Origin of the sequence: Celeribacter halophilus, from assembly GCF_900114135.1 — a bacterium.
In the GTDB taxonomy this organism is placed as follows: domain Bacteria; phylum Pseudomonadota; class Alphaproteobacteria; order Rhodobacterales; family Rhodobacteraceae; genus Celeribacter; species Celeribacter halophilus.
Window position 1 is genome coordinate 56,835 of the sequence record NZ_FORY01000005.1, and the last position, 26,309, is coordinate 83,143.

Annotated in this window: 30 protein-coding genes; 14 read left to right on the forward strand and 16 right to left on the reverse strand. The window is 58.9% G+C overall.

Going from position 1 to position 26,309, the window contains the following annotated elements:
* Position 1: 1 nt before the first annotated feature.
* Positions 2–280: a DUF3572 domain-containing protein gene (locus BM152_RS06330; RefSeq protein WP_066599358.1), complete on the reverse strand. Its 279-nt coding sequence runs from the start codon at positions 278–280 to the stop codon at positions 2–4.
* 168 nt (positions 281–448) lie between these two features.
* On the opposite strand from BM152_RS06330, the gene BM152_RS06335 reads away from it, so the two are divergent.
* On the forward strand, positions 449–1,834 hold the full coding sequence (locus BM152_RS06335) for a diguanylate cyclase (RefSeq protein ID WP_066599364.1): 1,386 nt from the start codon (positions 449–451) through the stop codon (positions 1,832–1,834).
* Between the two features lie 89 nt (positions 1,835–1,923).
* Here the strand turns inward: BM152_RS06335 and BM152_RS06340 are convergent, their stop codons facing one another.
* The 4 genes from BM152_RS06340 to BM152_RS06355 all read right to left on the reverse strand — a co-directional run bounded on the left by BM152_RS06340 (position 1,924) and on the right by BM152_RS06355 (position 4,258).
* Positions 1,924–2,475, reverse strand: a complete 552-nt coding sequence (locus tag BM152_RS06340; protein WP_066599367.1) for a periplasmic heavy metal sensor — start codon at positions 2,473–2,475, stop codon at positions 1,924–1,926.
* Positions 2,476–2,478: 3 nt separating this feature from the next.
* Positions 2,479–2,910 carry a hypothetical protein gene (locus tag BM152_RS06345; protein WP_066599370.1) on the reverse strand — a complete coding sequence of 144 codons (432 nt, stop codon included), beginning with the start codon at positions 2,908–2,910 and terminating at the stop codon, positions 2,479–2,481.
* The gene (locus tag BM152_RS06350; protein ID WP_066599373.1) at positions 2,897–3,487 is read right to left on the reverse strand and encodes an RNA polymerase sigma factor; all 591 of its coding nucleotides are present in this window, start codon (positions 3,485–3,487) and stop codon (positions 2,897–2,899) included. Before BM152_RS06350 ends, BM152_RS06345 begins: the two co-directional genes overlap by 14 nt.
* A gap of 84 nt (positions 3,488–3,571) precedes the next feature.
* The gene (locus tag BM152_RS06355; protein ID WP_074914058.1) at positions 3,572–4,258 is read right to left on the reverse strand and encodes an EF-hand domain-containing protein; all 687 of its coding nucleotides are present in this window, start codon (positions 4,256–4,258) and stop codon (positions 3,572–3,574) included.
* 296 nt (positions 4,259–4,554) lie between these two features.
* Here BM152_RS06355 and BM152_RS06360 point away from each other — a divergent pair, with 296 nt between their 5' ends.
* Positions 4,555–5,001, forward strand: coding sequence for a DUF983 domain-containing protein (locus tag BM152_RS06360; RefSeq protein WP_082715273.1), 447 nt, complete (start codon positions 4,555–4,557; stop codon positions 4,999–5,001).
* Between the two features lie 6 nt (positions 5,002–5,007).
* Here BM152_RS06360 and BM152_RS06365 read toward each other — a convergent pair whose 3' ends face one another.
* Entirely contained in the window at positions 5,008–5,472 is a 465-nt protein-coding gene (locus BM152_RS06365; RefSeq protein ID WP_074914062.1) for a GNAT family N-acetyltransferase, read from the reverse strand.
* 172 nt (positions 5,473–5,644) lie between these two features.
* Here BM152_RS06365 and BM152_RS06370 point away from each other — a divergent pair, with 172 nt between their 5' ends.
* Complete coding sequence (locus tag BM152_RS06370; protein ID WP_066599714.1) at positions 5,645–6,589, forward strand: isopenicillin N synthase family dioxygenase; 945 nt, start codon at positions 5,645–5,647, stop codon at positions 6,587–6,589.
* Between the two features lie 114 nt (positions 6,590–6,703).
* On the opposite strand, the gene ppk2 is transcribed toward BM152_RS06370, so the two are convergent.
* Complete coding sequence (gene ppk2, locus BM152_RS06375) at positions 6,704–7,717, reverse strand: polyphosphate kinase 2 (protein ID WP_082715274.1); 1,014 nt, start codon at positions 7,715–7,717, stop codon at positions 6,704–6,706.
* A gap of 184 nt (positions 7,718–7,901) precedes the next feature.
* Here ppk2 and parE point away from each other — a divergent pair, with 184 nt between their 5' ends.
* From parE to BM152_RS19415, 5 genes are all read left to right on the forward strand, one after another.
* Positions 7,902–9,857 carry a DNA topoisomerase IV subunit B gene (gene parE / locus BM152_RS06380; RefSeq protein WP_066599379.1) on the forward strand — a complete coding sequence of 652 codons (1,956 nt, stop codon included), beginning with the start codon at positions 7,902–7,904 and terminating at the stop codon, positions 9,855–9,857.
* Between the two features lie 41 nt (positions 9,858–9,898).
* Entirely contained in the window at positions 9,899–10,522 is a 624-nt protein-coding gene (locus BM152_RS06385; RefSeq protein ID WP_066599384.1) for a hypothetical protein, read from the forward strand.
* A 166-nt stretch (positions 10,523–10,688) separates the two neighbouring features.
* Complete coding sequence (locus tag BM152_RS06390; RefSeq protein WP_066599386.1) at positions 10,689–10,943, forward strand: hypothetical protein; 255 nt, start codon at positions 10,689–10,691, stop codon at positions 10,941–10,943.
* Between the two features lie 144 nt (positions 10,944–11,087).
* Entirely contained in the window at positions 11,088–11,234 is a 147-nt protein-coding gene (locus BM152_RS19235; RefSeq protein WP_156444341.1) for a hypothetical protein, read from the forward strand.
* Between the two features lie 161 nt (positions 11,235–11,395).
* Positions 11,396–11,644 carry a hypothetical protein gene (locus BM152_RS19415; protein ID WP_066599389.1) on the forward strand — a complete coding sequence of 83 codons (249 nt, stop codon included), beginning with the start codon at positions 11,396–11,398 and terminating at the stop codon, positions 11,642–11,644.
* Between the two features lie 165 nt (positions 11,645–11,809).
* Here the strand turns inward: BM152_RS19415 and BM152_RS06400 are convergent, their stop codons facing one another.
* The 4 genes from BM152_RS06400 to proS all read right to left on the reverse strand — a co-directional run bounded on the left by BM152_RS06400 (position 11,810) and on the right by proS (position 15,863).
* Complete coding sequence (locus BM152_RS06400) at positions 11,810–12,490, reverse strand: ABC transporter ATP-binding protein (RefSeq protein ID WP_066599392.1); 681 nt, start codon at positions 12,488–12,490, stop codon at positions 11,810–11,812.
* Positions 12,483–13,778 (reverse strand): lipoprotein-releasing ABC transporter permease subunit, encoded by a 1,296-nt coding sequence (locus BM152_RS06405; RefSeq protein WP_066599723.1) that lies wholly within the window; start codon positions 13,776–13,778, stop codon positions 12,483–12,485. The genes BM152_RS06400 and BM152_RS06405 overlap by 8 nt, the downstream gene beginning before the upstream one ends.
* A 101-nt stretch (positions 13,779–13,879) precedes the next feature.
* Positions 13,880–14,386: a DUF2937 family protein gene (locus BM152_RS06410; RefSeq protein ID WP_066599394.1), complete on the reverse strand. Its 507-nt coding sequence runs from the start codon at positions 14,384–14,386 to the stop codon at positions 13,880–13,882.
* A gap of 139 nt (positions 14,387–14,525) precedes the next feature.
* Positions 14,526–15,863, reverse strand: a complete 1,338-nt coding sequence (gene proS / locus BM152_RS06415; RefSeq protein WP_066599396.1) for a proline--tRNA ligase — start codon at positions 15,861–15,863, stop codon at positions 14,526–14,528.
* A 171-nt stretch (positions 15,864–16,034) separates the two neighbouring features.
* On the opposite strand from proS, the gene BM152_RS18950 reads away from it, so the two are divergent.
* The 5 genes from BM152_RS18950 (at position 16,035) to BM152_RS06440 (ending at position 21,697) form a co-directional block, all read left to right on the forward strand.
* Positions 16,035–16,334, forward strand: a complete 300-nt coding sequence (locus BM152_RS18950; RefSeq protein ID WP_066599399.1) for a hypothetical protein — start codon at positions 16,035–16,037, stop codon at positions 16,332–16,334.
* Positions 16,327–18,060: a methyl-accepting chemotaxis protein gene (locus BM152_RS06425; protein ID WP_066599402.1), complete on the forward strand. Its 1,734-nt coding sequence runs from the start codon at positions 16,327–16,329 to the stop codon at positions 18,058–18,060. Before BM152_RS18950 ends, BM152_RS06425 begins: the two co-directional genes overlap by 8 nt.
* A gap of 98 nt (positions 18,061–18,158) precedes the next feature.
* Positions 18,159–19,247 carry an AI-2E family transporter gene (locus tag BM152_RS06430; protein ID WP_066599404.1) on the forward strand — a complete coding sequence of 363 codons (1,089 nt, stop codon included), beginning with the start codon at positions 18,159–18,161 and terminating at the stop codon, positions 19,245–19,247.
* 3 nt (positions 19,248–19,250) lie between these two features.
* The gene (locus BM152_RS06435; RefSeq protein WP_066599407.1) at positions 19,251–19,934 is read left to right on the forward strand and encodes a P-loop NTPase family protein; all 684 of its coding nucleotides are present in this window, start codon (positions 19,251–19,253) and stop codon (positions 19,932–19,934) included.
* 209 nt (positions 19,935–20,143) lie between these two features.
* Positions 20,144–21,697: a Ppx/GppA family phosphatase gene (locus BM152_RS06440; RefSeq protein WP_066599410.1), complete on the forward strand. Its 1,554-nt coding sequence runs from the start codon at positions 20,144–20,146 to the stop codon at positions 21,695–21,697.
* A 3-nt stretch (positions 21,698–21,700) separates the two neighbouring features.
* On the opposite strand, the gene BM152_RS06445 is transcribed toward BM152_RS06440, so the two are convergent.
* The 5 genes from BM152_RS06445 to BM152_RS06465 are packed head-to-tail and all read right to left on the reverse strand — an operon-like array spanning position 21,701 to position 24,979.
* Positions 21,701–22,021, reverse strand: a complete 321-nt coding sequence (locus BM152_RS06445; protein ID WP_066599413.1) for a hypothetical protein — start codon at positions 22,019–22,021, stop codon at positions 21,701–21,703.
* 31 nt (positions 22,022–22,052) lie between these two features.
* Positions 22,053–23,111 carry an endonuclease/exonuclease/phosphatase family protein gene (locus BM152_RS06450; RefSeq protein WP_066599725.1) on the reverse strand — a complete coding sequence of 353 codons (1,059 nt, stop codon included), beginning with the start codon at positions 23,109–23,111 and terminating at the stop codon, positions 22,053–22,055.
* The gene (locus tag BM152_RS06455) at positions 23,111–23,794 is read right to left on the reverse strand and encodes a molecular chaperone DjiA (protein ID WP_066599416.1); all 684 of its coding nucleotides are present in this window, start codon (positions 23,792–23,794) and stop codon (positions 23,111–23,113) included. The genes BM152_RS06450 and BM152_RS06455 overlap by 1 nt, the downstream gene beginning before the upstream one ends.
* A 52-nt stretch (positions 23,795–23,846) precedes the next feature.
* Complete coding sequence (locus tag BM152_RS06460; protein ID WP_066599419.1) at positions 23,847–24,350, reverse strand: GNAT family N-acetyltransferase; 504 nt, start codon at positions 24,348–24,350, stop codon at positions 23,847–23,849.
* Positions 24,347–24,979: a VOC family protein gene (locus BM152_RS06465; RefSeq protein ID WP_066599421.1), complete on the reverse strand. Its 633-nt coding sequence runs from the start codon at positions 24,977–24,979 to the stop codon at positions 24,347–24,349. The genes BM152_RS06460 and BM152_RS06465 overlap by 4 nt, the downstream gene beginning before the upstream one ends.
* 91 nt (positions 24,980–25,070) lie before the next feature.
* Here BM152_RS06465 and nhaA point away from each other — a divergent pair, with 91 nt between their 5' ends.
* A complete protein-coding gene (nhaA, locus tag BM152_RS06470) occupies positions 25,071–26,282 on the forward strand; it encodes a Na+/H+ antiporter NhaA (protein WP_066599422.1) in 1,212 nt (403 codons plus the stop codon).
* Positions 26,283–26,309 lie beyond the last annotated feature (27 nt).

The window sequence follows — 26,309 nt, forward strand, 5'->3', positions numbered from 1 at the left end:
GTCACGTCCAATGTATCTGCGCGCCGCCGGGAAGGGCTTGGCGCGCGCGCATGGGGTCGTGCGGATCGAGCCCCGTGGCCCGCGCACAAGCCTGCACCCACTCGTCATCCATCGTCACGAAATCCAGCACGGCGCAGAGAATCTCCACCTCGCCTGCCCGCTCTTTCAACTCATTGGCCGCAATGCCGCTCGCGCCCAGAAAAACCGGGAAAATATCTTCGTCGGAAGCCAGCCATCCCAGGACTTTCAACCCGATCAGTTCGGCGGATTCTTGCTGCATCTGTGGAGACCCTCAGTGATTGGAAACGCTTTCTTAACCTTTCTCACCGAAAGTCCTCCCCATAGGCAACAACAGAAACACCGGATCGGAATAACAATCCTGAAAACGACACACACGCACCAGAATGGCATCGACGCAAAACGACCAGCTAAGGGAAGGGACAGTGACATGGCGGGCAGAATTCTCATCGCTGACAATGTGCCAACCAACAGGATCATCCTGAAGGTCAAACTTTCTGCGGCCTTTTACGATGTCACACAGGCCTCCAGCGGAGAAGAAGCTCTGGCGCTTGCGCGCGACAAGCGGCCCAACCTGATCATCCTTGACAGCAATCTCGGGGATATGAGCGGGAACGAGGCCTGCCGGCGGTTGAAATCCGACCCGCGCACACGCCATATTCCCGTCGCGATCATCACACCGGCCCAAAGACCGGATGCCAAAATTTCCGCACTCAAGGCAGGCGCGGACGAATTCCTCTCAAAACCGTTGGATGAATTGACCCTGACCGCCCGTGTACGCACCCTCATGCGGGCCTCTGCCACCTCCGAAGAACTCCGTCGCCGTAATGAGACCGCTCATGCTCTGGGCTTCTCGGAAGCCACGCAGTCTTACGAGACCCCCGGACGGATCACCCTGATCGGCTCCACGACGGAGGAGGCCATGTCATGGCGGGCGGGTCTCAAGGGGATGGTGCATGATGACATCACCATAGAGCGGGCCGATCACGTTCTGGAGGCCATCTATCACGGCGACATTTCCGACCTTTATGTGGTCTCCGCACAGGCGGGCGGGTCGCGTGACGGGCTCCGGCTGATCTCCGATCTGCGAGCACGTCAGGCCACGCGCAATGCAGGCATCGTGGTGGTGCACGGTCAGCAGGACCGCAATGAGGCCCTTATGGCGCTTGATCTAGGGGCCAATGACCTCATCACCCGTGGCGCTGATCCGGAGGAAATGGCCCTGCGCCTGCGCACCCAAATGCGCCGCAAGAAGGAGGCCGACCTGCTGACCCTGACTCTCGACGAAGGGTTGCGGCTTGCCACACGGGACAAGCTGACCGGTCTCTACAACCGCCATTACGCGATCCCGCATCTGGAAAACCTGATCGATCAAGCTCTCGAAAAACAACAGCATTTTGCCGTGATGCTAATCGATATCGACAAGTTCAAATCCGTAAACGACACCTTCGGGCATGGCGTCGGTGATGCGGTGCTTGTCGAAGTTGCCAAACGGCTGCGCGACACGCTGCGCAACATGGATCTGCTGGCGCGATTCGGCGGTGAGGAATTTCTGGTCTGTATGCCGATGACCTCCTTGGTGGAGGCACGCGCTGTCGCGGAACGGCTGAGAACCGTGATCTGTTCGAAGCCCGCCACGATCACAGCGGATGGAACACCCGTGACCGTGTCCGCCTCTATCGGCCTGGCGATGGGGGGCGCATCAGGCCCTGAGCCCTCAAACATTGATACGCTGCTCGAAATCGCGGATCGCGCCCTCTATGCCGCAAAGGCGGAGGGGCGCAATCAGGTGACCCTTGGCTCCTACGCGGCCTGACCCCGACAAAGCCGGAAGGTTCCGGCATAAGGTAACATAACTGGACATTTGCACAGGGCGACTGGCCGGAGCCTGCGCCCTCTGCCCGCTTAATCCTTGGACCGCACGGGCGGCTTCCCGTCCTCACCCTCAATACGCGGCGGACGCGGTGGGTTCTTGATCATCTGCTCCAACCGCTCTGCATAGGCCATCCGCGCCTCTGAGGGCATCGTCGCAATCTGATCCACCACAAGCTCCGCGCCGATTTTCTGACGCTCGGAGAAATCCCGTTGCTGCTTCAGCAACAGCGCCTCGAAACGCACAGCCTCAAACGGTTCGGCCCTGAGCGCCTCAAGCATGTCCTGAAACATGGTCTCGATCTCCTGACGCGCAACCTTCGGGTCCCCTGTCGAACGCCGGAATTCACGCCCCAAGGCGCGCCGTTCCTTAGTGTCAAACGCGCCGATGAAGGGCCCGAAACCGAAATCGCGCACCTGTAATGCACGCGCCCGATCCATACCCGCATCCCAGCGCAGGATCGCGCCCCCGACGACGCCCAGCACCGCAAGGTTCAGCGCCAGAGATGCCACAAGAACAATCCGGCTCCAGCGCAGTCCTGTCTTGTCCGAGCGATCCGGTTTTGTCGTCATCTCGTCCGTCATGACTTATCCCTCCGTCACCAGATCGTAAAAGCTCGGCATCAGATCGTCGATCTCATATCCGCCAGCGCTGGTCTCAATGCCCAGCGCGCTGTCGCTCACATAGCTGCCGGTCGCAAGCGCGGTCACGGTGGTCGGCGCACCAAGCCCGAAGGCCAAACCGGCCACGCCAGCCGTAGCAAGCCCCGCCACCGCACGCCAGCCGCCCAGCGCGGCGATGATAGCCTCCATGACCGGATGGCGTTGTTTCGGACGCATGGCGGAAAGGCGTGCAGCCTCTTCGGCCTCGCGCTGCGCCATCACCTCCTCGGCATCGGCCAGCACCCGCGCCATGAGATCACCCGACGGCAGGGCCGTTTCCTCCCGCGCTTCGGCAAAAAGCGCGTTCAGGGCCACATCCGTCAGTTCCCCAGTCCGTTTGTCGTCACGATCCGTCATTTTCGAACCCCAATATCTCGCGCTGGGAGGCCAAAGCCTTGGCCAGCGCCCTCTTGCCCCGCGCGGTCAAACTTTCGACCGCCTCGACGCTAATGTCCAGAATCTCGGCAATCTCGGGATTGCCCAGACCTTCGATGTGGCGCAGCACCACCGCCTCGCGCTGGCGTTCCGGCAAATCGCCCAGAGCCGTTTGCAAGGCATCGACCCTCTGGCGCTGCATCATAACAGCCTCCTGTGAGGGGCGACCGTCTTCCGGCTCGGCGATCTCGTCGAGCCCTTTCCCGCGCTTCTTGCGCAGCCGGTCCGTGCACAGGTTGGTCACAACGCGGTAGAGCCATGTGCTCACCTGTGCCTCACCCTGTCGCCAGTCCGGTGCGATTTTCCACAGCCGCAGCATGGCCTCTTGTGCCACATCCTCGGCCTCCGCACGGTCTTTGAGGTACCGCGCCGCATAGCCCAGCATTTTCGGCGTCAAGCGCATCGTCAAGGCCTGCGCAGCCGCCCTGTCCCCATTGCCAAAGGCAATCAGCAAGGCTTCGTCGGAGACATCGTTCAAGGCATCAAGTGGCATATTCATCACCGGGTCTGCGTAAACCAATCACACGCGCAGGTCCATCGCGAGATCGGGGACATTTGCCCCCGATCCGTGTTTTTAGCCAACTCAGTCGGCAGCAGCCTCGGGGGCTGCTTCCGGCGCAGCCTCGGCCGGTGCATCAACCGGTGCTTTCGGGTGGCCTTCCATCGGTTTCGGCGGCATGTCACATCCACCGTCCCGACGCGGCATCATCCGGCCATCGTCACCTTTGCCCGCATGGCGCGGACCATCATGACGCCCGTCGCGGTCTTGCATCCGATCCATCATGTGACGTTTCATGGCGGTGATCTCTTCTTCGCTCAATGCGCCGTCGTCGTCACGATCCAGACGGTCAAACATCTTGTCGCCGCCTTTGCGCTGCAACTCGTCCGCGCTCAACACGCCGTCGTCATTGGCGTCAAGCTTTTCGACCATCCCAGCAGCACGGGCTTTCATCCGCTCCACACGTTTGGCTTCCTGATGTGCATAAAGCTCGTCAGCATCCACGGTGCCGTCACCATTGGTATCGACCTCGGCGAATTTCGCCGCTTTGAACGCGTCGATCTCTTCTTGCGTGATCTTGCCGTCGCCATCCGCATCCACAGCGGCAAAGTCGAACTCCGGCCCGAACGGCATCCCGCCAACACGCGGGCCGTTTTGTTGCATCTCGCCACGCGGACGCTCTTGCGCACCGTTGCCTGCGGCATAGGCGGCAAAGGAGCTACCCAGAACGGCGACCAAAGCGGCGGCGGAAATAAGTGTCTTACGTTTCATTTTATACCTCATATCGGTTACTCTTACGCGGGGCATCAAAGCTCCTCCTCCGCGCTTTCTATGGTTTATAAACGCACCCATTGCGGCTTTCCGTCGGTTCCAACGCAAATATCCCCCTTCACAGAGGCGTGATCCTTGGTCATGGTAGCGTCAACAGGAGGAGGAACAGGCCAAGCGGCTGCATGTGGCGCGACATCGCGCCGCAAGGACAATCCGCGCGACCGCAAAACATCACAGACAGGATAAACTCCGCCCGACTCCGCACGCACAAACCGCACGAAAGAGGCGATCCTTAAATGACTGAAACACATATCGACGCGCCGACAGAGAGCGTCCGCCCATCGCAAACCCCGCAGGCTGACGGAACCCGCGAGTTGCGCCCTGCCCTGTTGCGGGGCTGGAAACGCCGCTGCCCTGCCTGTGGCGGCGGCCCCATGCTCAAAAGCTATCTCAAAGTGCGCGACGAATGCCCTGTTTGCGGTGAAGACCTGCACCATCACCGCGCCGATGACGGGCCGGCCTATCTCACCATCCTCGTGGTCGGACACCTCATGGCGCCGCTTCTGGGCTGGGTCTTTATCGAGTTCCGCCCCGATCCGCTGACATTGATCGCCATTTTCGCCACGGGCACGGTGGCCCTGTCGCTCTACCTCCTGCCGCGGTTCAAAGGCATGATCGTGGCCTTTCAATGGGCCAAGCGCATGCACGGCTTTGGCGAGACCGACAATCGCGACAAGGACTAACCGCCCTCAAAGCCGCTTTTCGTAGTGGATCCGCATGTAGCCGTCACTTTCTCCGCGATGGGTCTCTTTGTAGCCCAGTCGCGGGTAAAGCACCTGCGGTCCAGCCATCACCGCATTGGTATAAACCCGCACAAGCCGCGCCCCCTCTGCGCGTGCGCCGTTTTCGACCTGCCCCACCAGACGTTTGGCAAGCCCCTGCCCGCGCGCGGCCTCGGAGACGGCCAGCACATCGAGCATGACCGCGCCATCCTCCTGCGCATAACTGTAGATCATCCCTCGCAGCTCCTCCCCCGCAACCGCCAGCCACACCCGCCCCGTCGCAACCAATGCCGCATAGTCATAGAGCACGGGGGCCGGAGGCTTGCCGATCAGCGGCGTATACTGTGCGAAAGATGCGGCCACGAGGCGGGCAACGTCTTCGGCGTCACGCGTCTCTGCCAGACACAGTTTGATCTGTGATGTCGTCTGCATGGGTCCGCCTGTGTCCCGCCTGAAAAATCGCACCTTTTCCGACCAGACAACAGATCACCCGCGCCTGCAATCCCTCCAAACCTCCCCGCAAACCCCTTGTGCGGGACCGGACGGATTGACAGGCCACGGTCCAGCCTCTCACATCGCGCAAAGACAACAGAAAGCCCGCCAGATGACAGATTTCCCGCTCCTCGACCTTTCCGCCTTTCACGCCGCCGACCCTGAAGGACGCGCCGAAATCGGGGCGGAGGTGGACCGCATCTGTCGCGAAACCGGCTTTCTCGCCGTCACCGGCCACGGCGTCCCCCAAGAGGTGATCGACGCGCTCTGGACGCAAGCCCGCAGCTTCTTCGCGCAATCTCCGGATGAGAAACACGCCGTTGCCCCCGTTTCCGGCGGCCCTTACGGCTATCTCGGGCCGGGCACCGAAGCCTTGGCGAAATCCCGCGGCGAGGACACCCCGCCCGATCTCAAGGAAAGTTTCAACGGCGGGCCTGCCGCCATTCCCGAGGGCGAGACCGATCCTGACGCGCTGGCCTTTTGCTATGCGCCGACACCTTTTCCCGCGCTGTCCGGCTTCAAAGAAGCATGGCGCAGCTATTATGCGGAAATGGAGGCGCTGGCCGCGCGGATCATGGAGGTCTTCGCCGTGGCGCTGAACCTGCCGCAAGACCATTTCGCGCCTTTCATTTCCACCCCGATTTCAGGGATGCGTGCACTCAACTACCCCGCGCAGGACAGTGCCCCCGAAGAAAATCAGCTTCGCGCAGGGGCGCATACCGATTATGGCTCGCTGACCATTCTTCTGCCCGAACCCGGATCGCGCGGGTTGGAAATCCTGACGCCCGAAGGCGACTGGAAGGGCGTGCCGCCGATTGACGGGGCTTTTGTGATCAATATCGGGGATCTCATGGCGCTCTGGACCGGTGGACGCTGGACCTCGACCCTGCACCGCGTTGTCACGCCGCCGGACTGGGCCACCAAACGGCGCATGTCGATTGCCTATTTCCATCAGCCGAACTGGCATGCGGAGGTCAAACCGCTCGCGGGTGAGGCCACGCAAAGCGTCGTTTCCGGCCCCTATCTCATGCAGAAATTCGCCGCCGCAAACGGTTAATGCCTCGCGCGAACGACTTGCCTAACGGGCTTCCGTGAAAGACTTACGGCAAACCCCGCCCCGCCTCTTTATTTTTTGGGGGGAGGCAGGACGGGGCATGCGCAGGATCAGGGGTTAGTCCTGACCATTTTTGCCACGGCGGGCACCCGGATGCAGCGCCGTGCCGAGGATATGATCGCTTTTATGCACCACATGGCCCGCATGTCCCACGATCAGCGGGTCCGGCTGGCCAACCACATCAAAATCCTTGTCCGGATAGTCGATCGTCGAAAGGAAGTGGCGCATACAGTTGATCCGCGCCCGCTTCTTGTCATTGGACTTGATGATCGTCCACGGCGCGTCAGCCGTATCAGTGTAAAAGAACATCGCCTCTTTCGCCTCGGTATAGTCGTCCCATTTGTCCAGAGACGCCTTGTCGATGGGCGAGAGCTTCCACTGTTTCAGCGGATCGGTTTCACGCGCCTTGAAGCGGCGTTGCTGTTCGGCCTGTGTCACGGAGAACCAGTATTTGTAGAGCTTGATCCCCGAACGCGTCAGCATCCGTTCAAATTCCGGCGTCTGACGCATGAATTCGAGATAGTCATTGGGCGTGCAGAAGCCCATGACCCGCTCCACACCGGCGCGATTATACCAAGAGCGGTCATAGAGCACGAGTTCGCCGTTGGTCGGCAGATGCTCGACATAGCGTTGGAAGAACCATTGCCCCTTTTCTCTGTCTGTCGGCTTGTTCAGGGCCACCACGCGAGCATGACGCGGGTTGAGATGCTCCATAAAGCGCTTGATCGTGCCCCCCTTGCCCGCCGCATCGCGACCTTCAAACAGAAGGACGAATTTCTCGCCGGCCTCCTGCGCCCAAAGCTGTGCCTTGAGCAGTTCGGCCTGAAGCGCGACCTTTTCGGCCTCGTATTCGCGGCGGGTCATCTTTTTGCGGTAGGGATATTTCCCGCTCTCGAAGGCATCGCGGATCTTGTCCGGCGTCACGGTCGGAAAATTCTTCGGCCCGCCATGCAGATCAGTGCCCTGCGCCGCATCCGAGGCGGCAACGGCGGGTTTGGGTTCCGATGTCACCCCCGCCACAGGTTTGGCAGCAGAAGTCGTATTGGCGGCAGGCTTCGGAATCGTCGTCATGCGAACATATCTCCAATGTTTTGGTAAAATTGTGCGTTTGTCACCCGAATGTTACATGAAAACCCTTCGCCTTTCTTTGATCTGGGGCAAGGTTTTCCCTCCTTTGCCGCTACCGCTTGCGCCTTTTGGCGTCGGATGGTCTAATCCTTGTTCAAACGAGAACAGTCCGAGAATCGAGCGAACCATGTCCGACGACCTCCTAGGCACCGGCCCTGACACCTATGACGCATCCTCCATCGAAGTGCTCGAAGGGTTGGAACCCGTCCGCAAACGCCCCGGTATGTATATCGGCGGCACCGACGAACGCGCGCTGCATCACCTTGTGGCCGAAATCATCGACAACTCGATGGACGAAGCCGTTGCGGGCCACGCCAACCGCATCGAACTGACGCTGCATGCCGATTATTCCGTCACCGTCACCGACAACGGACGTGGCATTCCGATTGATCCGCACCCGAAATTCCCCGGCAAATCCGCGCTCGAAGTCATCCTGTGCACACTCCACGCGGGCGGGAAATTCTCCGGCAAGGCCTACCAGACCTCCGGCGGGCTTCACGGGGTGGGCTCCTCCGTGGTCAACGCGCTCTCTGATTCCATGATCGTGCAGGTCGCCAAGAACAAGGAACTGTTCGAACAGCGGTTCTCCCGCGGTATCCCGCAAGGCCCCGTTGAAAAGATCGGCGCCGCCCCCAACCGGCGCGGCACATCCGTGACCTTCCACGCCGACGAACAGATCTTCGGCAAACACCGCTTCAAACCCAAACGCCTCTTCACACTGGCGCGCTCCAAAGCCTACCTCTTCTCCGGCGTCGAAATCCGCTGGAAAACCGAAATCGAGGACGGCGAAACTCCGACCGAGGCCACCTTCCACTTCCCCGGCGGTCTGGCCGACTACCTGACCGAAACGCTGGGCAGCGTGACCACCTATTCCGAACGCCCCTTCGCGGGCACCGTCGAATTCCAACCGCGCTTCGGCGTGCCCGGCAAGGTCGAATGGGCGATCAACTGGACCCCCTCGCGCGACGGGTTCATCCAGTCCTACTGTAACACCGTGCCAACCCCCGAAGGCGGCACCCACGAGGCCGGTTTCTGGGCCGCCGTGCTCAAAGGCGTGAAGGCCTACGGCGAACTCGTCGGCAACAAAAAAGCCAAGGACATCACCCGCGACGACCTCATCACAGGCGGCTGCGCACTGGTCTCCTGCTTTATCTCCGACCCCGAATTCGTCGGCCAGACCAAAGACCGCCTCGCCACCTCCGAAGCCGCGCGCCTCGTGGAAAACTCCGTGCGCGACCACTTCGACAACTGGCTCGCCGCCGACACGAAATCCGCAGGCGCCATCCTCGACTTCCTCGTGCTGCGCGCCGAAGAACGCCTGCGCCGCCGTCAGGAAAAAGAAACCCAACGGAAATCCGCAACCAAGAAACTGCGCCTTCCGGGCAAGCTCACCGACTGCACATCCAAAGACCGCTCCAACACCGAACTCTTCATCGTGGAGGGCGACTCGGCGGGTGGTTCGGCCAAGGGTGCACGCAAACGCGAAACCCAAGCCCTGCTGCCGCTCAAAGGTAAAATCCTCAACGTGCTGGGCGCGGCCTCGAACAAGCTCACCTCCAATCAGGAAATCAGCGACCTCTGCGAAGCTCTGGGCGTCGGCATGGGCACGCGCTTCAACGTCGAAGACCTGCGCTATGAACGCATCATCATCATGACCGATGCAGACGTGGACGGGGCACATATCGCCTCGCTGCTCATGACATTCTTCTACACCCAGATGCGCCCGCTCATCGACCAAGGCCACCTCTACCTCGCCTGCCCGCCGCTCTACCGCCTGACGCAAGGCGCGAAACGGGTCTACTGCCTCGACGAGAAAGAGCGCGACGAATGGTTGGAGAAAGGCCTTGGCGGCAAAGGCAAAATCGACGTGAGCCGGTTCAAGGGTCTTGGCGAAATGGATGCCAAGGATCTGAAAGAAACCACGATGAACCCCGAAACCCGCAAACTGATCCGCGTGACGATTGACGAGGACGAACCGGGGGAAACGGCGGATCTGGTCGAGCGTCTGATGGGGAAAAAACCGGAATTGCGGTTCCAGTATATTCAGGCGAATGCGAAGTTTGTCGAGGAATTGGATGTGTGAGTGAGGTTCACGCAGGCAAGCCTGCGTGAAGGGGGCTATTGATGACAAAAACTGCCGTTCGCTTTGCGATATTGCTCACGATAATCTGGGTCGCGTTCTGGATTTTTACAATTGCTATCGAATGGCAGAATTTCAAAACGCTATCATTCAATGAAGTCGGAGACTTTATGGCCGGAGCTTTCGGTCCGGTTGCGTTTCTTTGGCTTGTCCTTGGCTTTTTCCAACAAGGCGAAGAGCTTAAGAATAGCGTTGAGGCGCTGAATTTGCAGACCCGTGAATTAAAGCAATCAGTTAAACATCAAAATGATCTAGCAATCTCATCGCAAGAAAACTTGTTAGCTCAGTTAGATATGGAGAATGCTAGAATCTGGCGCGATATAGTTGCGCTTGACATACAAGCACGATCGGACTTGCGTGAAGCCAAGTCTGCTGCGGAACGCTTAAAATTGATTTATCAAGAGAACGGGCAAGATGCACTTGCCACCGAGGCAAACAATCTTGCCTCCTACTTGCCTAGAATAGTGTCGAAACTCGATGCGCTCCAAATTAATCAACAGCCAAATGTTCACCCCGATATGATTGTTGCAATACACGATGTGAGCATAGCTGCGATGCGCTACCGTGAAAAAACGGAAAAGATGTTGTCCCGTGCGAGGAAAATTTGATCCTCAGCGCCTGCCCCTAGGGTGGGTGCTGAAAGCGCCCTCCCGTGGGGGAGGGTCGGGCGCTGCAATCGCTTTGCGATTGCAATACATGCCGCCTCATTGCCGTAACGCGCAGGGACCGCTAGGTTGCTTTTGATCCAACCAGCGAGCCACCAGCGAGCCCCCCATGCGCATTCTCTTTTTCCTCTGCCTTGTCGCCTTCATCGCCGCTCTGCTGTGGTATGTCGGTATACAAGGCTATGCCTGTGGCTTCTCCCCGACGGGCAGCACCAACTGTCCGCTGCGGATGCCTTGGGAATTGAGTGACGAGGATTTCAACGTGATCGTCGTGCCTGTCATCATCACGGGTCTCGCCCTGATCGCAAGCGGTTACGCCGCCTTTTTCCGCGCATCCCCCGAGTCCGAAACCTCGGACGACTGACCTGCGATCACGCCCCACATCACGCCCCAATCAGGCCTCCCCATCACGGCCCTGTCACCCCCGAACACATCCCCGTGCGCGGGCTTGTTGTGGCGGGGCCTTGTGCTTTTATCCAAACCAAACGCACAAAAGGGAGACAGAACCATGCAGAATTTCTTCAAATCACTCGCTCTCACCATCGCCGCACTGATGGCCTCTCCGGCACTGGCGGAGTCGGATGATCCTCTGCATACGCCTCAGGTCACAGCGAACCAGACCACGACGACGACCTCCGCCAAATTGCCCAAATAATCTGCAAACACTACGCAGGCGCGCCCTGATTCATTGGGGAAGCCTTCGGGACAGCGTCACGCTCGGCAAATATCTGCCAAAGGATGCTGTCCCGCCTCCCCCATGCGACGGAAACACACCACTGCGCCGTGCTAATTCCATGATCGTAACAGGAGGCAATCATGCACAGATCGAAACTGACCACCCGTTCCACTCTTGCTGGCTGCATCGCTCTTGTCTTGGCCACGCCGGCTTTCGCACGCGGCCCCGTGGTGCCAGCGCCCGCTCCGACGCCCGTGGTCGTCGCCCCTGCGGCTCCGGCGGTGCCTGCCGCGCCTGTGGCCGCCCCCCAGCCGCGCGGCAATGGTCTTTTGGAAGCCGTCTTGGCCGTCGCTGCGGTCGGTTTGCTTGTGGGCGCTGCGCATAAATAAGCCGCGCCTCACGGCCTGTCCGCCCTGAAGGTGGGCAGGTCCGCACGGTCTGTTGGTGTGCATTGGCGTTGATCGTGCCTGACACAGGCTTCAGACAGATGATCGAGTGCCAGACAGATGTCCGACAGGTGTCCGACACTTTGCCGACAGCGGATATGGCCTGTTTCAGACCGCGACGACGCGCCCTTGATCCAGCCGCACGACACGGTCCATTTTCGCCGCCAGTTCAAGGTTATGCGTGGCAATTAGCGCCGAAAGCCCCTCGTCGCGCACCAGCCCCATCAGCACGTCGAACACCAGTGCCGAGGTTTCCGGATCAAGGTTCCCCGTAGGCTCATCCGCCAGCAAAAGCCCCGGACGATTCGCCAGAGCACGGCAAAAAGCCACCCGCTGCTGTTCGCCCCCCGACAGCGCCGAAGGCCGGTGCTGCGCACGCTTCCCGACGCCGACTTTATTTAGCAAATTCAATGCTCTCTCGGCGGCCTCCGCCTCGGGCACAGCATTGGCAAGCTGGGGCAGAACCACGTTATCAAGCGCGGTGAATTCCGGCAGAAGGTGATGGAATTGATAGATAAAACCGACTCCCGCACGCCGCATGGCCGTGCGCGGTCTGTCACCGAGGCCCGTCATATCCTGTCCCGCGATTTGCACGGTCCCGCCATCGGGCAGGTCCAGCAAACCCGCGATGTGCAAAAGCGTGGATTTCCCCGCGCCCGAAGGCGCGATCAGCCCGACAATTTCTCCTTTTGAAACAGTCAGATCGACACCGCGAAGCACTTCAACTTCGTTAGGTTTTCCGGCGTTATAGGTCTTGGTGACGCCCGACAGGGACAACATCTCACTCATAGCGCAGCGCCTCCACAGGGTTCATCCGCGCCGCACGCCGCGCCGGAAAAATCGTCACAATAAAAGAGAGCCCCAGCGAGAGCGACACGGCCTTGAGAATATCAACCCCGCGCAGTTCGGCAGGCAGTTCATAGATGCCCCGGATCGACGGATCCCACGCCCCGCCACCGTTGAGCCAGTTCACAAAGCTCAGCACCTGATCGATATAGGTCGCAAACAAGGCTCCGAGGATCACGCCAAAGAGCGTGCCCAACACGCCGGTGATCGCACCACAGATGAAAAACACCCGCAGGATGGAGCCTTCGGTGAGGCCGATGGTGCGCAGGATGCCGATGTCACGACCCTTGTTTTTGACCAACATAATAAGGCCGGAGACGATGTTCATGGCCGCGATCAGGACCAGTACCGACAGGATGACAAACATCACATTGTCCTCGATGTCGAGGGCCCGAAGGAACGAACCGGACGCATCCCGCCACGTCCAGATCATGCCGCGCTCACCCACCGCTTGCAAAAGCGGGATGGCCATATCGTCCACCGCTTCGGGATGCTCGACCATGACCTCGATCTCATCGGCTGTTCCCGCGCGGTTGAAAAAGGTCTGCGCCTCTGAAAATGGCAGATAAGCCCTTGTTTTATCGATGTCATAGCGACCCGCAGAAAAGACATAGACGACCTCGAAAGACGACACGCGCGGGCTTGTGCCGAATGCGGTTTTGGCACCGTCGGGAGAGATAATCTTGATCTTGTCCCCCACGGTCACACCCAAGTCCCGCGCCACGCCGGAGCCAATGGCGATGCCTTCGGAAAACCGTGTCACGTCGCCCCAATGCTGATCCGGCGAGATCGCCACACGCGGAATGGTCATTAGGTCTTCCGGCGCGATACCATAGACTTCGACCCCCGCATTGGTGCCCCGAGAGCTTGCCATGACCTGCCCGCGCACCAAGGGCGCCGCCCGCGTCACTCCGGGCACGGCCCGCAATTTCTCGGCCCAATCGTCATAGTCCGCAATCTTGCGCGACGTGGTGCCCTCCTCGGTGACATAGATCGAGGAATACACCGTCACATGCGCATTGGATCCGAGGATCGTATCGACAAATTCACTGCGAAACCCCGTGCGCACGGCCAGAGTGATAATCAGCGCCGCGACTGCCAGCGTAATCCCGATCAGGGAAATCCATGTCATGACTGACACGCCGCCCTCTTCGCGGCGCGCGCGCAGATAGGCAAAGGCGATTTTCCACTCGAAGCGGGAAAAGGGCTTGGTCGTTTTGGCCGCGTCCACGGGGAGCTCCTCACAGGTTTGCCAGACAAAACCCTTTGCCGCACAAAAGGTCAAGCACCGCCACCGGTCTCCCCTGTTGAAAGAGGCGTGAGGATTGCGGATTAAAACGTGAGGCCCGACTTGGACTTGCGCCGTTTGAAGGGCCACGCCAGAAGTGCCAGAAGCGCGGAGACCGCCAGCCATCCACCCAGATAGCCCGCCAGCGCCGAAATCGCACCCTCAACCGACAGCGGAAGGGCGGGACGGAACTCCTCGTAAGTCGCCCGTGCCAAAGCAGTATCCGTGACGCGATGAGGCATGGTCAGGCGCTCCAGAGGCGAGGCATCCTGCAAGGCAGCGAGATCGTCGGAAAGCCGCGCATGCCGTTCGATGGTGTCGCGCATGTCGCGCCTGCGATTCTCAAGAAACACCGATCCCCCCATAGAGGCCAGCGCCTCTTCACGGGTCATCTCCGCCTTTTGCGCGGACGCATCGAAATCGGCAAGCACTGTTTCCAGTGCTTCAACCTGACCGCCGAGGCGTTGTGTGTATTGCTGGGTAAACTCTGGAAACTGGGAAACAACGGCAGCCCCCAACAGGCCGCCTGTAAGGGCAAGTGCTCTCAACATATCTGCCTCTTTTCCGTCTTGTGCGGATTTCTTTGTTCAAGAGGCTAAAAGGATTCGGGGGCGGGATACAAACACCCCGCCCCCGCATATTTGAATTGTCGCGACTTCTTGCCGATCTGGTTGGTCGCGAAAACCGAACTTACAAATCCGCGTAGATTTTCGCGATTTTCTCGACGGCCAGTTCCGGCGTCATTTCTTCGCTTTCACCGGTGCGGCGCGATGTGACTTCGACCACACCGTTTTTGAGCCCGCGCGGACCAACAGTAATGCGCCACGGCAGACCGATCAGGTCCATCGTCGCAAACTTGCCCCCGGCGCGTTCCTTGCGGTCGTCATAAAGCGGCTCAAGCCCAAGTGCCTCAAAGGATTTATAGAGCGCCTCACAGGCGGCATCGGCTTCCTCGTCCCCTTGTTTCAGGTTGACGATTCCTACGTGGAACGGCGTCACACCTTCCGGCCAGATGATGCCTTTATCGTCATGCGATGCCTCGATGATCGCTCCCAGAAGACGCGAGACCCCGATGCCGTGCGAGCCCATATGCACAGGCGTCGGCTTGCCATCCGGCCCCTGCACCGTTGCCCCCATAGCTTCGGAATATTTCGTGCCGAAGTAGAAGATCTGGCCCACCTCGATCCCGCGCGCACTACGGCGGCGTTCCTCGGGAACTTCGGCGAAAACCGCTTCGTCATGGGTTTCATCCGTGCGGGCATAGCGCGAGGTGAACTCTTCAAGCACCGCCTGACATTGCTCCACATTATCGTAATCAATCTCGCGGTCGCCAAATTTCAGATCAGTGATCTCGCTGTCGTAGAAGACTTCGGATTCACCCGTGTCGGCCAGCACAAGGAACTCATGGGTGTAATCCCCGCCAATCGGCCCGCCATCGGCACGCATCGGGATCGCCTGAAGCCCCATCCGCTCATAGGTGCGCAGATAGGAGACAAGGTGGCGGTTGTAGGCGTGCAGCGCGTCTTCTTTCGTCAGATCGAAGTTGTAGCCATCCTTCATGTAGAATTCACGGCCACGCATCACACCGAAACGGGGGCGGATCTCGTCGCGGAACTTCCACTGGATATGATAGAGCGTCAGCGGCAAATCTTTGTAAGATTTGACATAAGAGCGGAAGATGTCGGTGATCATCTCCTCGTTCGTCGGCCCATAAAGCATATCGCGCCCGTGACGGTCCGTGATGCGCAGCATCTCTTCGCCATAATCATCATACCGCCCGCTTTCGCGCCAGAGGTCGGCTGATTGCAACGTCGGCATCAAAAGCGGAATATGGCCCGCACGCTGCTGCTCCTCGTGAACGATATTCTCGATATTCTTGAGAACTTTATAGCCCAGCGGCAACCACGAGTAGATCCCCGCAGACTGCTGGCGGATCATACCAGCCCGCAGCATCAGACGGTGCGACGCAATCTGTGCCTCGGACGGGGTCTCTTTCAAAACCGGAAGAAAATAACGCGACAAACGCATGCGGGAAGCCCTCGAATGATCAGTGTTTGCATCGGTCTAAGCGATCCCTGTGGGTCAGACAAGAGAACCCGCCCCCGATCTGCAACTTCTTCGGCCGATTAAGCGAACTTAAAGGAATTATCGCTAGGAAGGAGCCATCACAAGCCTCGTCAACGCAAGGTCGACATCCGAATGCAGCATATATTTTCTGTCATAGCGACGGTCCTCGCCTTTGGCCTGACACTTATCACAGTGGTCAGCGGCCCTGTCCGTGGCGAGACGCCGACACTCGCAATCATTCCACCATGGCAAGATGCGGATCAAATATTGGCGCAGGTCGGCCTCACACGGATCGGCCCGCTTCGCGCCCCCTTCGGCACTTTGGTCGATACGCGATCGGAGGCCGACCTTATCGCACTTTCCCACGCGGGCGCATGGTTCGTCCTTGATGGTTCAAAAATTGCTCAGCTTTGCGGAATTGAAAATGTCTAACCCTTCTCAAGAACTTTCCACCATTCAAAACGAAGCCACAGGCATTCTGTCAAAAGCAAATGTTGGCTTCAGCCTTGCCATGATTGCCATGATTGCCATCGCACAAGGCGACCTCACCACCGCACTGATCGGGGGCGGCCTATTCGCCGCACTCGGCCTCATCGCGCCCCGGTTAAAGCCAAGTGCCGCACATATTCTGACCGCTCAAGCCATGGTAGGTACCGCCATCACATGCAATGCGGCCTTGATCGGCAATCCGCTGCAAATCGACAGTCACATGTTATATTTTGCCGTGCTCGCCATGATCAGCCTGATGACAAGCCTGCGCGCCCTTATCATCTCGGCAGGCACCATTGCCGTGCATCACCTTGTCCTGACATTTGCAATGCCCGCGCTCGTTTATCCTTCGACCGATCTCTGGTTCAACATCGAGCGCACCACATTCCATGCTGTCATCGTCGTGCTCGAATCCAGCGCGCTTTTCTATATGATCCTGAAACGCTGGCAAGGCAGCGAGTTGACCGCCCGCAAGACGGAAGAAGCCCTGCAAGCCGCCGACGAGGCCAAAGCAGCTATGGCCTCTGCGCAGCAGGAAAAACAACGCGCCGAAGAAGCATTGGCACAGGCCCGCAAATCCTCCGCACAAGCCGAAGCTGCCGGTCGCGCTGCCGAAGAGGCCCTGCATGAAAACGAACTTGCCCGACAGGAGCGCGAAAAGCTTCAGGCACAAAACGATCAGGCCCGGGAAAAGCATGATCAGGCGTTGCAACACCTCCTCACGGTCTTCGAGCTTCATCTCGACCAATTGTCATCGGGGGATTTGAGCACACGGATCACCGAGGCCCTCGACCCTGCCTATGCCGGCCTGAAAGACAGTTTCAACAGCGCCACCGAAAAGTTGGCGGCGGCCATCCATGATGTGCGCGAACATTCCTGCGACATTCAAACCCAGTCGCGCGAAATCTCCACTTCCGCGAATGACCTTTCCGCCCGAACAGAACGTCAGGCCGCCACATTGACTGAAATTGCCCATGCCGTAGAGGATCTGACAAAGGCGCTTCATTCCGTCGCCTCCGAATCCTCCGACGCGCAAACGCTTGCGGAGGCCACCTCCAAAGAAGCCGCGGACAGCTCTGTCATCATGGAACAGGCCGTTGATGCCATGAGCGGTCTGGAAAACAGCTCACATGAGATCAACAAAATCACCTCCGTGATTGATGACATCGCGTTCCAGACCAACCTTCTAGCCCTCAATGCCGGCGTCGAGGCCGCCCGTGCGGGAGATGCCGGACGTGGTTTCGCTGTCGTTGCTTCCGAGGTGCGCGCTCTGGCGCAACGCTCCTCGGATGCCGCTCGGGAAATCAATCAGCTTATTGCACGCTCCAACCAACAGGTACAGGACGGTGTCGATCTCGTCAAACGGACCGGAGATGCATTGAGTGGCATTAAGGCCTCTGTCGACAAAATTACGCGGCGCCTGCAATCCTCCGCAGAAGCCACACGCGACCAGTCGCAGAACCTCTCCAATGTGAACCACTCCATCTCGGAACTCGAAAGCGTCACCCAACAAAATGCAGCCATGTTCGAACAGACCACCGCCGCCAACAAGCTTCTGTCCGAGGGCGCGCGCGCATTAAGCGAGATGGTTCAGACCTTTGTCACAACCCCGCCTGAAACGTCTGAGGAACAGGACGGATACGACCAAAGTTTTTCAGCGGCAGGGTAGCGACACAGAGAAACCGCCCCTTCTGGCACAGAAGACAACACTTCCCCTTGAAACCCATATCGTGACAGGCGATATGGGGACAAAGGCGAAAGGGCGATATGGCATTACCGGTCCGCGATCAGATGAAATACTGGGGGATCGCTGCTGCGGTCTTCTTTGCGCTTTTGTGGTTTCTGGGCGATATCATTCTGCCCTTTGTCCTTAGCATGGCAGTCGCTTATATGCTCGATCCTGTGGCCGACAGGCTTGAGAGTTGGGGCTTGAACCGTGTCGCGGCAACCGTTGTGATCACGATTGTTGCGGCCATTCTCTTCGTTGTGATTGCCTTGCTTGTCCTTCCGACACTGGTCAAACAAGCCACAGAACTGGTCAATATTGCGCCGGAGTTGATCGATAACCTGCAAACCTTCCTGATGGCAAAATTTCCGGTCCTGCTTGATGAAGGCAGCCAGCTTCGCCAGACACTCGCACAAATCGGCGAGACCATTCAGTCCAAAGGCGGTGAATTGCTTTCCGGTGCTATTGCCTCCGCCATGAGCCTGTTCAACGTCGTGATGCTTCTGGTGCTCGTCCCTGTCATCACCTTCTACCTGTTGATGGACTGGGATCGCATGGTGGCCCGCATTGACGCATTGCTGCCGCGCGACCACGCGCCAGTCATTCGCCGCCTGTCTTCGGACATTGACCGAACACTGGCGTCCTTCATCCGTGGCCAAGGGACGGTCTGCCTCATCCTCGGCACGTTTTATGCCGCCGGTCTCATGCTCGTCGGCCTCAAATTCGGCCTCGTAGCAGGTGCCATCGCCGGCGCGTTAACCTTCATTCCGTATGTGGGCGCCATCGTTGGTGGCACGCTATCAATCGGGCTAGCGCTTTTCCAGTTCTGGGGCGAATGGCAGTGGATCGCAGCCGTCGTCGGCATTTTTGCCATCGGTCAGTTTTTCGAGGGCAACATCCTGACCCCTAATCTTGTCGGCTCCTCCATCGGGTTGCATCCGGTCTGGCTGATCTTTGCGCTGTCGGCCTTCGGCTCCACATTCGGCTTTGTCGGCATGCTCGTCGCCGTCCCGATCACCGCAGCCCTCGGCGTCCTCGTCCGGTTCGGCCTTGAACAATATCGTGACAGCCTCCTCTATCGCGGACAGAGCGCTGACACGTCCCACTCGCAGGACACCCCTGAAAGCTGACCTATGTCCGAACAGCTCATCCTTGACCTTCCCACCCGCCAAGTGCTGGGGCGTGACGCTTTTTTCGTCTCGCCCTCAAATGCCGTCGCGCTGGCAACACTTGATGCAGTCGACACATGGCCCTCCGGAAAGCTGGTGCTCGTCGGCCCTTCCGGGGCAGGGAAAACGCATATGGCGCATGTGTTTGCCGCCGAACACAACGCAGAAATCCTGCCTGCAGCAGACCTCACATCGGCAAATATTCCGGAACTGGCCGCGCGCCGGTTTGTCGTCGTCGAAGATGTCGACGGCCTACCTGAGCTCGCCAATTCCCGCGAGGCGGAAAACGCGCTCTTCCATTTGCACAACCTCACCCTTGCCGAAGGTGGTCGTCTTCTGATCACCGCAGAGACACCGCCCAATCACTGGTCCCTGACCCTGCCCGATCTGGCCTCTCGCATGCAGGGCACGACCGTGACCCGCATCGACCCGCCTGATGACATGCTGCTCACCGCCATGCTCGTCAAACAATTCGAAGACCGCCAGATCAAAGTCCCCGTCGCCCTTATTCCGTGGCTTGTCAAACGCATGGAGCGCTCCGCCGCCTCCGCGCGCGACCTCGTCGATGCACTTGACCGCGAAGCCCTGCGTGCGGGCAAACCGATTTCCCGCAGCCTTGCCCAAGGCCTGTTCCCGCCGGAAGACTGAGGCAAAGAAACCCCATTCTGACACATAGCGCTCCATGCAATTGACGAAGCCAGAGCCATTTGGCACTGTCACCCCGAACCCGAAGCGTTTCCCGAAACTGTGAGGCGCTCACTTGTGAGAAAGACAGCGGCAGCCATGCAGTTTGGGATGGGTTTTCGCCAAACCCGAAACAGCTTCAGCAGTAAACGCTCTAAGGGAAGAACATCGACATGACCGAACTTGCGCAAACCGCGACGGGACAACCGGATTGGGGCGTGTTCGGCCGCCCGCTGTTTCTCGACGAAGAGGCCCGTGCCTTGTCGCGCGTGGGCGTGGTCGATGTAGGGTCAAACTCTGTCCGTCTTGTCGTCTTCGATGGCGCGGCGAGAAGCCCAGCTTATTTCTACAACGAAAAGATCATGTGCGGTCTGGGCGCGGGTCTGCGGGAAACCGGACGGCTCAACCCCGAGGGCAAAAAACGTGCCCTGTCTGCGATCCGGCGGTTTCAGAAACTTGCACAAGGCATGGGGATCCCCCCTTTGACTGCTGTGGCAACTGCGGCGGTGCGCGAAGCGCAGGACGGGCCGGCGTTTCGCGAAGAGATTGAACGGGAGACTGGCCTCAGCCTTTGGGTTATTGATGGCGAAGAAGAGGCGCGGCTTTCGGCGCAAGGGGTTTTGCTGGGCTGGCCGGAGGCAAGCGGGCTTGTCTGCGACATTGGCGGGTCTTCGATGGAATTGGCGGTCGTGTCGCACGGCGAAGTGGGCAAACGCGTCACCTCTCCCTTGGGGCCTCTGAAACTTCAGGGGCTGAAAGGCGGGCGCAAGGGGATCAAGGACCATATCGCGCCGATCATGAAAGACCTCGCCGAGACCATGGGCACGGATCACCCGCGCATTTACCTTGTCGGCGGCTCATGGCGAGCAATTGCGCGGATCGATATGGAGCGACGCAACTATCCCCTGCATGTGCTGCATGAATACCGGATGTCGAGCCGGTCCGTGACCGACACGATCAAGTTCATCCGCAATAGCGATATGGGGAAACTGCGGGCAAAAACGGGGACGTCCTCGACACGCATGGCGCTGGTCCCGATTGCCTCCGAAGTGCTGCGCCAACTGGTGCGCACCTTTCATCCAAAAGAGATTTGCGTCTCTTCCTATGGCATCCGCGAGGGGCTTTTGTATGAGCAAATGCCGCAAACGGTGCGCGAGAGAGACCCGTTGATCGAGGCCTGCCGCTTCTCGGAAATGAAAGACGCGCGCATTCCGGGCTTTGGTAAACAGTTGCATGCCTTCATCGAGCCGATGTTCCGCGCACGCCAATATGAGAAAATGCGGCTCATCCGTGCAGCCTGTCTTCTGCATGACGTGACATGGCGGGCCCATCCCGACTATCGCGCTGAGGTCTGTTTCGACAATGCCACGCGCGCCAATCTGGGTGGACTGAACCATAAGGAGCGAATTTTCCTCGGCCTTGCGCTTTTGCATCGCTACAAAAACTCCCGCGATAACACACCCTTTGCCGACCTGATCGACATGCTGTCGGACAAGGAAATCCGCGACGCCGAAGTTCTGGGCAAAGCCATGCGGTTCGGCGCGATGTTTGCCGTGGATGTGCCGACGAATATGGCGAAACTGACCTATTATCCGAAGAAAAAAGAACTCGTCCTGACCCTGCGCCCCGAAGCCGAAGACCTGTTCGGCGAGGTCACAAAAGCGCGGTTCCAGTCTTTGGCCAATAGTCTCGGCGCAAAAACCGAAGTGCGCCACCTCAAAGGTTAATCGCTACAAATCAATCGCCCCGTCCGACCCATCGGGCGTGGTCTCTTGTGGTGGCTCGGGCTTGCGACGGATCAGGATATCGCCATTGGGCAGGATCACCGGCGCCTCATAGGCATTCAGGTCGCCTACAAATCCCTCAAGGTCTTCGAGCGCGGGGGCCAGCTCATCGAACAATTGCTCCAGCAACAGCCTTGATCCCTCGCGCAGCAAGGACCAGCCGTCTTCCACCTCCGGCCGTGCGGTATCAGGTGAGATTTCCGGCGCGGCCTCCGCCCAAAGAGGAGTCGCACAAAACAGCACGGGGATCAGAGCAAGATGTTTCATGGCCCATATATACGCGCTGCGGCCGGAAATTTCACCCCTCTCCTTTCGCAGGCAGGTCCAGATCAACCGTCACCGGAAAGTGGTCCGATGCCGCAATGAGCGCACGTTGCAGTTCCGGCGTATTAAAGCAGACCGGGTCATCAAACGGATGCCAGATGCGCCATTTGGCGTTTGGTGTCAGGCTTTGTGACACCATCACATAGTCCAGAAGTGCCGAGAGATAACGCTTTTCATGCTCGATATAGAAACGCGCCGAGGTAAGCCCCTGATTGCCGCGCCGCGACAGGGCTTCGGTCGCATGAGGATCACAGAGCCGCATTTCGGGTGGCACATCCGGATCTTCGCGCCCCATGACGATCTCGACGCCAGACCGGCCGAACAGCTTTTCATATTCATCAAGCCCCGGCCCGTCGTTAAAGTCACCCAGCACGATCAACGGCTCACCCGCGTGCAAATGCTGCTCAACCCGCTCACGCAGCCAGATACATTGCGCCAGTTGCTTGCGCCGGTTCTCGATAGAAATGCGGATCACATCATCGCGGTTGCGCGCCCCGTGAGGCGCTTTCGACTTCACATGCACCCCGATCATGCGAAAGGCAAAGCCCGTTTCGCGAAGCTCCAGCGAAAGTTCCAGTGGAGGCTTGGAAAACCGGACTTTCTCGCGGTCGCGATCCGTGTCGAGGTCCAGCCGATATACCGAGTTGAACGCAGGCGGCTCGCCCTCTTCTGCCAAACCGGCAGCCGTCCCCATAGGATCATGCTGCGCACGCAACACAAGCGGGTCATACATGAGCGCAATTTCCTGTTGCGTCTCGTTGACATATCCCATCTCCACAGCCATCGCCCGCAACCCGGCCCAATCCGCAAATTGCTCCAACGCGCGCACAGTGTCGCGTCTGCGGCTGGTGTCAGGCGCCTCGATCACCATAATCGCATCGGCATCCAGCGCATTGAACACGATGCCGAGCGCATTAAGCTGCATCTCGCGAGTGATATTGTGGCGGGCGGACCATCGGTCATCAGCCAGCGGGCGGCCTTGATTGTCAAACAGACTGTCGAACCATTCGACGTTATAGGTCGCAATCCGGATCACGCCGCGCGGTCTCCGGTGATTTCTTCCCACGCCGCGTTGATTTCCACCAACCGGTCGGATGCAAGCTGTATCGCCTCTTCAGGAACGCCGCGAGCGATCATCCGGTCGGGATGGGTTTCGCGGACCAAAGCATGATAAGCCGACCGGATCTCGGCCAAGGGGGCGGTGGGATCGACGCCCAAAACATCATAGGGGTCACGCTGCGCATCAGGCACATAGCGCGCCCGCATCGCCCGAAAAGCGCGTTCGTTCACGTCGAAAATCTCGGCCACACGGGTCAAGAACGCATCCTCTGCGGGGTGATACGTCCCGTCGGCCATCGCGATATGGAACAAACCATCCATGATATCCATAAGCGGCTGACAATTCGCGCCATACATCTTTTTCACGCTTTTGGCGTAATCCTCAAAGCCCGCCACATCTTGACGCGCAAGGTTGAAAACGCGGGCGGCGGCGGCTTCGTCCTCGGGCGCGATATGGAACACCTCGCGGAAGGCCGTGACCTCGGAGCGGGTCACAAGCCCGTCGGCTTTGGCCATTTTCGCCCCTAACGCGATCACAGCGATGGCAAAGCCCACGCGCCGTTCAGGGTCCGAGCGAAACTGCTCAAACACTTTTGACAGGCTTTCCCCTGCTCTGAGCGCCTTGAGCGCGTCTAATATTTTAGACCAAATCGACATGAGGCGAGCTTACACTTTGTGCCCGCTCAAGTCCCGCGACAAAACTGTGAACTCACAGGAATTTCTGCAAAAACAACACGTCCAGCCAGCGGTCGAATTTGAAACCCGCCTGCGGAATGCGCCCTGCCTCCTCATAGCCCAGAGCCTTGTGAAAGGCGATGGAGCCCGCATTGTCGGCATCCACCGCAGCGATCATCGAGTGATGCCCCGCCTCGCGCGCATGTTGTTCGACCGTGAGCATCAACGTCCGGCCAAGCCCGTAGCCTTGGGCCGTGTCCTTGAGATAGACGGAATGTTCCATCGTGAACCGGTAACCGTTGTTGCCGGGGCGAAACTGGTCATAGGTGGCATATCCCACCACCTCGCCGGCAAGCTCGGCGACATAGAATGCACGGCCTCGCGCCAGACGGTCCTCGACCATCGCCGCCCATGCAGTCTCATCACGTTCTTCGGAGGAAAACGAGGCTGTCGAGCCTGCGATCACAGGGGCCATAATGGCTTTGAGCGCAGCGGCATCTGTGGCCACGGCCTCGCGTAGGAAGGGTTTCTCTGTCATGCGATCCATATCTCCCCGGAGTCAGTTCCGATTTCAGCGGTCATTGCCGGTGTCTGAGCTTGTACGATTCGAACATTTTCCATGGCCGAGACAAAAGGTGCAAGCACCGCACGCAGCCCTTCGGCATCAGGGTGGGCAATCTTGAGCCTGCGGAACCTCAGCCCCGGATCGGGCAGCTTGGGCACAGGGTGCGCCGAGTGCCACTCAATCAACGCAGGGAAGCAATTGTCAAAAGGTAGGATGCCTGTTTCCGGCACGATCATCCGCCACGCATAATCGCCCCTTTGAAACGACATGATCCGGCCGACATTGGCAGGGGCCAGCTCCCATGCCTCTTCCAGATCAGGACAGGAGACGACCCAGTTCGTCAGTTTCGGCGGTCCGCCAAAGTTGTCCAGATCGAACCATCGCGGAAAATCCGGTCTTTGTGCCTTCGGATCAGGGGCGATCACTTCGAGATAGGCCTTTTCCCCGTCCGGCCGAGTCATCGCCACGAGACGGTTTTCCGTCCCCATGTCCTGATGCTCCCCGCGCGGGCCGAATTCGACGCCCAAAAGCGTTTCCGCCCAGTCACGTCCCTGTTCGAGATCACCGGCGGAAATCACCAAATGATCAATCTGATAGGTCATTCATCGTGTCCTTATTGAAACCTTGGAGGTCGGCCCCATCTATATATGGCGCACTTTTAAATCAACTTTCAGGAAAGAACAGAAAAAGACAATGCTCCTCCGCAAATTGGAACAGTTTTTCGACAGTGAGATTTCCGGCGGCATCGTGCTCATGGTCGCAGCTGTCGCGGCCATGATCGTGGCCAACTCCTCGCTTCACCCCTATTATGACGGTGCCCTATCATCCTATTTCACCGTGCAGCTTGGTGAAAACGGCCTCTCCAAACCTTTGATTCTCTGGATCAATGACGGATTGATGGCTGTGTTTTTCTTGCTGGTGGGGCTGGAACTCAAACACGAATTGATGGAGGGCAAGCTCAAGAACCCCCGTGATGTGGTCTTGCCGGGCATGGCGGCCGTCGGGGGGATGTTGATGCCTGCCCTCGTCTATTTCGCACTCAACCTTTCCTCGCCCGAGACTCATAGCGGTTGGGCTATTCCGGCGGCCACCGACATTGCCTTTGCGCTCGGGATTCTGGCGCTGGTGGGAGATCGGGTGCCGTCCTCGCTCAAGGTCTTTTTGCTGACACTGGCGATCCTCGACGATTTGGGTGCCATCCTGATCATCGCGTTTTTCTACACGGCAGAACTGCATCTGGATTACCTTTTCCTCGCGCTCATCCCGCTGGCGATCATGTTCTACCTCAACCGCTCCGGCATCCACCGGATCGCGCCGATCATTCTTTTGGGTGCGGTGCTTTGGGTTCTGGTGCTGAAATCCGGTGTTCATGCGACGCTCGCGGGTGTAATTACGGCCTTCTTCATTCCGATCAAGGACAAATGGGGCAAGTCGCCGCTGCACTCGTTGGAGCATGCCCTCTCGCCCTATGTGTTCTTCCTGATCGTGCCGATCTTCGCCTTCGCCAATGCGGGCGTTGTGCTCTCCGGCGTGACACTGTCCGATGTGTTCTCCCCGCTGCCTTTGGGTATCGCTTTGGGCCTGATCGCGGGTAAACAGATCGGCGTCTTCGGCATGACATGGGCGCTGGTCAAACTCGGCATCGCCAGAAAGCCTTTCGGGGCCACATGGCTGCACATCTATGGCGTCGCGGCCCTTGCGGGGATCGGGTTCACCATGTCGCTCTTTATCGGCGGGCTATCCTTTGAAGATGCGTTCTACATGAACGAAGTGCGGATCGGCGTTTTGTCAGGTTCCGTGATCTCCGCAATCATCGGTTTCACCGTGCTGCGGCTGGCCCCTTCCGAGAACAGCAAGGAAGACAAGGTCGAAGACGCAGAGATCACCGCCGCAGAGGTGCAATAGCCTGCGCAGTAACATCTTTCCAGAGAC

What these genes read in the sequence shown, in the direction of transcription:
- BM152_RS06330 (WP_066599358.1), bottom strand. Translation starts at nt 280, where the DNA reads ATGCAGCAAGAATCCGCCGAACTGATCGGGTTGAAAGTCCTGGGATGG.
- BM152_RS06335 (WP_066599364.1), top strand. Translation starts at nt 449, where the DNA reads ATGGCGGGCAGAATTCTCATCGCTGACAATGTGCCAACCAACAGGATC.
- BM152_RS06340 (WP_066599367.1), bottom strand. Translation starts at nt 2,475, where the DNA reads ATGACGGACGAGATGACGACAAAACCGGATCGCTCGGACAAGACAGGA.
- BM152_RS06345 (WP_066599370.1), bottom strand. Translation starts at nt 2,910, where the DNA reads ATGACGGATCGTGACGACAAACGGACTGGGGAACTGACGGATGTGGCC.
- BM152_RS06350 (WP_066599373.1), bottom strand. Translation starts at nt 3,487, where the DNA reads ATGAATATGCCACTTGATGCCTTGAACGATGTCTCCGACGAAGCCTTG.
- BM152_RS06355 (WP_074914058.1), bottom strand. Translation starts at nt 4,258, where the DNA reads ATGAAACGTAAGACACTTATTTCCGCCGCCGCTTTGGTCGCCGTTCTG.
- BM152_RS06360 (WP_082715273.1), top strand. Translation starts at nt 4,555, where the DNA reads ATGACTGAAACACATATCGACGCGCCGACAGAGAGCGTCCGCCCATCG.
- BM152_RS06365 (WP_074914062.1), bottom strand. Translation starts at nt 5,472, where the DNA reads ATGCAGACGACATCACAGATCAAACTGTGTCTGGCAGAGACGCGTGAC.
- BM152_RS06370 (WP_066599714.1), top strand. Translation starts at nt 5,645, where the DNA reads ATGACAGATTTCCCGCTCCTCGACCTTTCCGCCTTTCACGCCGCCGAC.
- ppk2 (WP_082715274.1), bottom strand. Translation starts at nt 7,717, where the DNA reads ATGACGACGATTCCGAAGCCTGCCGCCAATACGACTTCTGCTGCCAAA.
- parE (WP_066599379.1), top strand. Translation starts at nt 7,902, where the DNA reads ATGTCCGACGACCTCCTAGGCACCGGCCCTGACACCTATGACGCATCC.
- BM152_RS06385 (WP_066599384.1), top strand. Translation starts at nt 9,899, where the DNA reads ATGACAAAAACTGCCGTTCGCTTTGCGATATTGCTCACGATAATCTGG.
- BM152_RS06390 (WP_066599386.1), top strand. Translation starts at nt 10,689, where the DNA reads ATGCGCATTCTCTTTTTCCTCTGCCTTGTCGCCTTCATCGCCGCTCTG.
- BM152_RS19235 (WP_156444341.1), top strand. Translation starts at nt 11,088, where the DNA reads ATGCAGAATTTCTTCAAATCACTCGCTCTCACCATCGCCGCACTGATG.
- BM152_RS19415 (WP_066599389.1), top strand. Translation starts at nt 11,396, where the DNA reads ATGCACAGATCGAAACTGACCACCCGTTCCACTCTTGCTGGCTGCATC.
- BM152_RS06400 (WP_066599392.1), bottom strand. Translation starts at nt 12,490, where the DNA reads ATGAGTGAGATGTTGTCCCTGTCGGGCGTCACCAAGACCTATAACGCC.
- BM152_RS06410 (WP_066599394.1), bottom strand. Translation starts at nt 14,386, where the DNA reads ATGTTGAGAGCACTTGCCCTTACAGGCGGCCTGTTGGGGGCTGCCGTT.
- proS (WP_066599396.1), bottom strand. Translation starts at nt 15,863, where the DNA reads ATGCGTTTGTCGCGTTATTTTCTTCCGGTTTTGAAAGAGACCCCGTCC.
- BM152_RS18950 (WP_066599399.1), top strand. Translation starts at nt 16,035, where the DNA reads ATGCAGCATATATTTTCTGTCATAGCGACGGTCCTCGCCTTTGGCCTG.
- BM152_RS06425 (WP_066599402.1), top strand. Translation starts at nt 16,327, where the DNA reads ATGTCTAACCCTTCTCAAGAACTTTCCACCATTCAAAACGAAGCCACA.
- BM152_RS06430 (WP_066599404.1), top strand. Translation starts at nt 18,159, where the DNA reads ATGGCATTACCGGTCCGCGATCAGATGAAATACTGGGGGATCGCTGCT.
- BM152_RS06435 (WP_066599407.1), top strand. Translation starts at nt 19,251, where the DNA reads ATGTCCGAACAGCTCATCCTTGACCTTCCCACCCGCCAAGTGCTGGGG.
- BM152_RS06440 (WP_066599410.1), top strand. Translation starts at nt 20,144, where the DNA reads ATGACCGAACTTGCGCAAACCGCGACGGGACAACCGGATTGGGGCGTG.
- BM152_RS06445 (WP_066599413.1), bottom strand. Translation starts at nt 22,021, where the DNA reads ATGAAACATCTTGCTCTGATCCCCGTGCTGTTTTGTGCGACTCCTCTT.
- BM152_RS06455 (WP_066599416.1), bottom strand. Translation starts at nt 23,794, where the DNA reads ATGTCGATTTGGTCTAAAATATTAGACGCGCTCAAGGCGCTCAGAGCA.
- BM152_RS06460 (WP_066599419.1), bottom strand. Translation starts at nt 24,350, where the DNA reads ATGACAGAGAAACCCTTCCTACGCGAGGCCGTGGCCACAGATGCCGCT.
- BM152_RS06465 (WP_066599421.1), bottom strand. Translation starts at nt 24,979, where the DNA reads ATGACCTATCAGATTGATCATTTGGTGATTTCCGCCGGTGATCTCGAA.
- nhaA (WP_066599422.1), top strand. Translation starts at nt 25,071, where the DNA reads ATGCTCCTCCGCAAATTGGAACAGTTTTTCGACAGTGAGATTTCCGGC.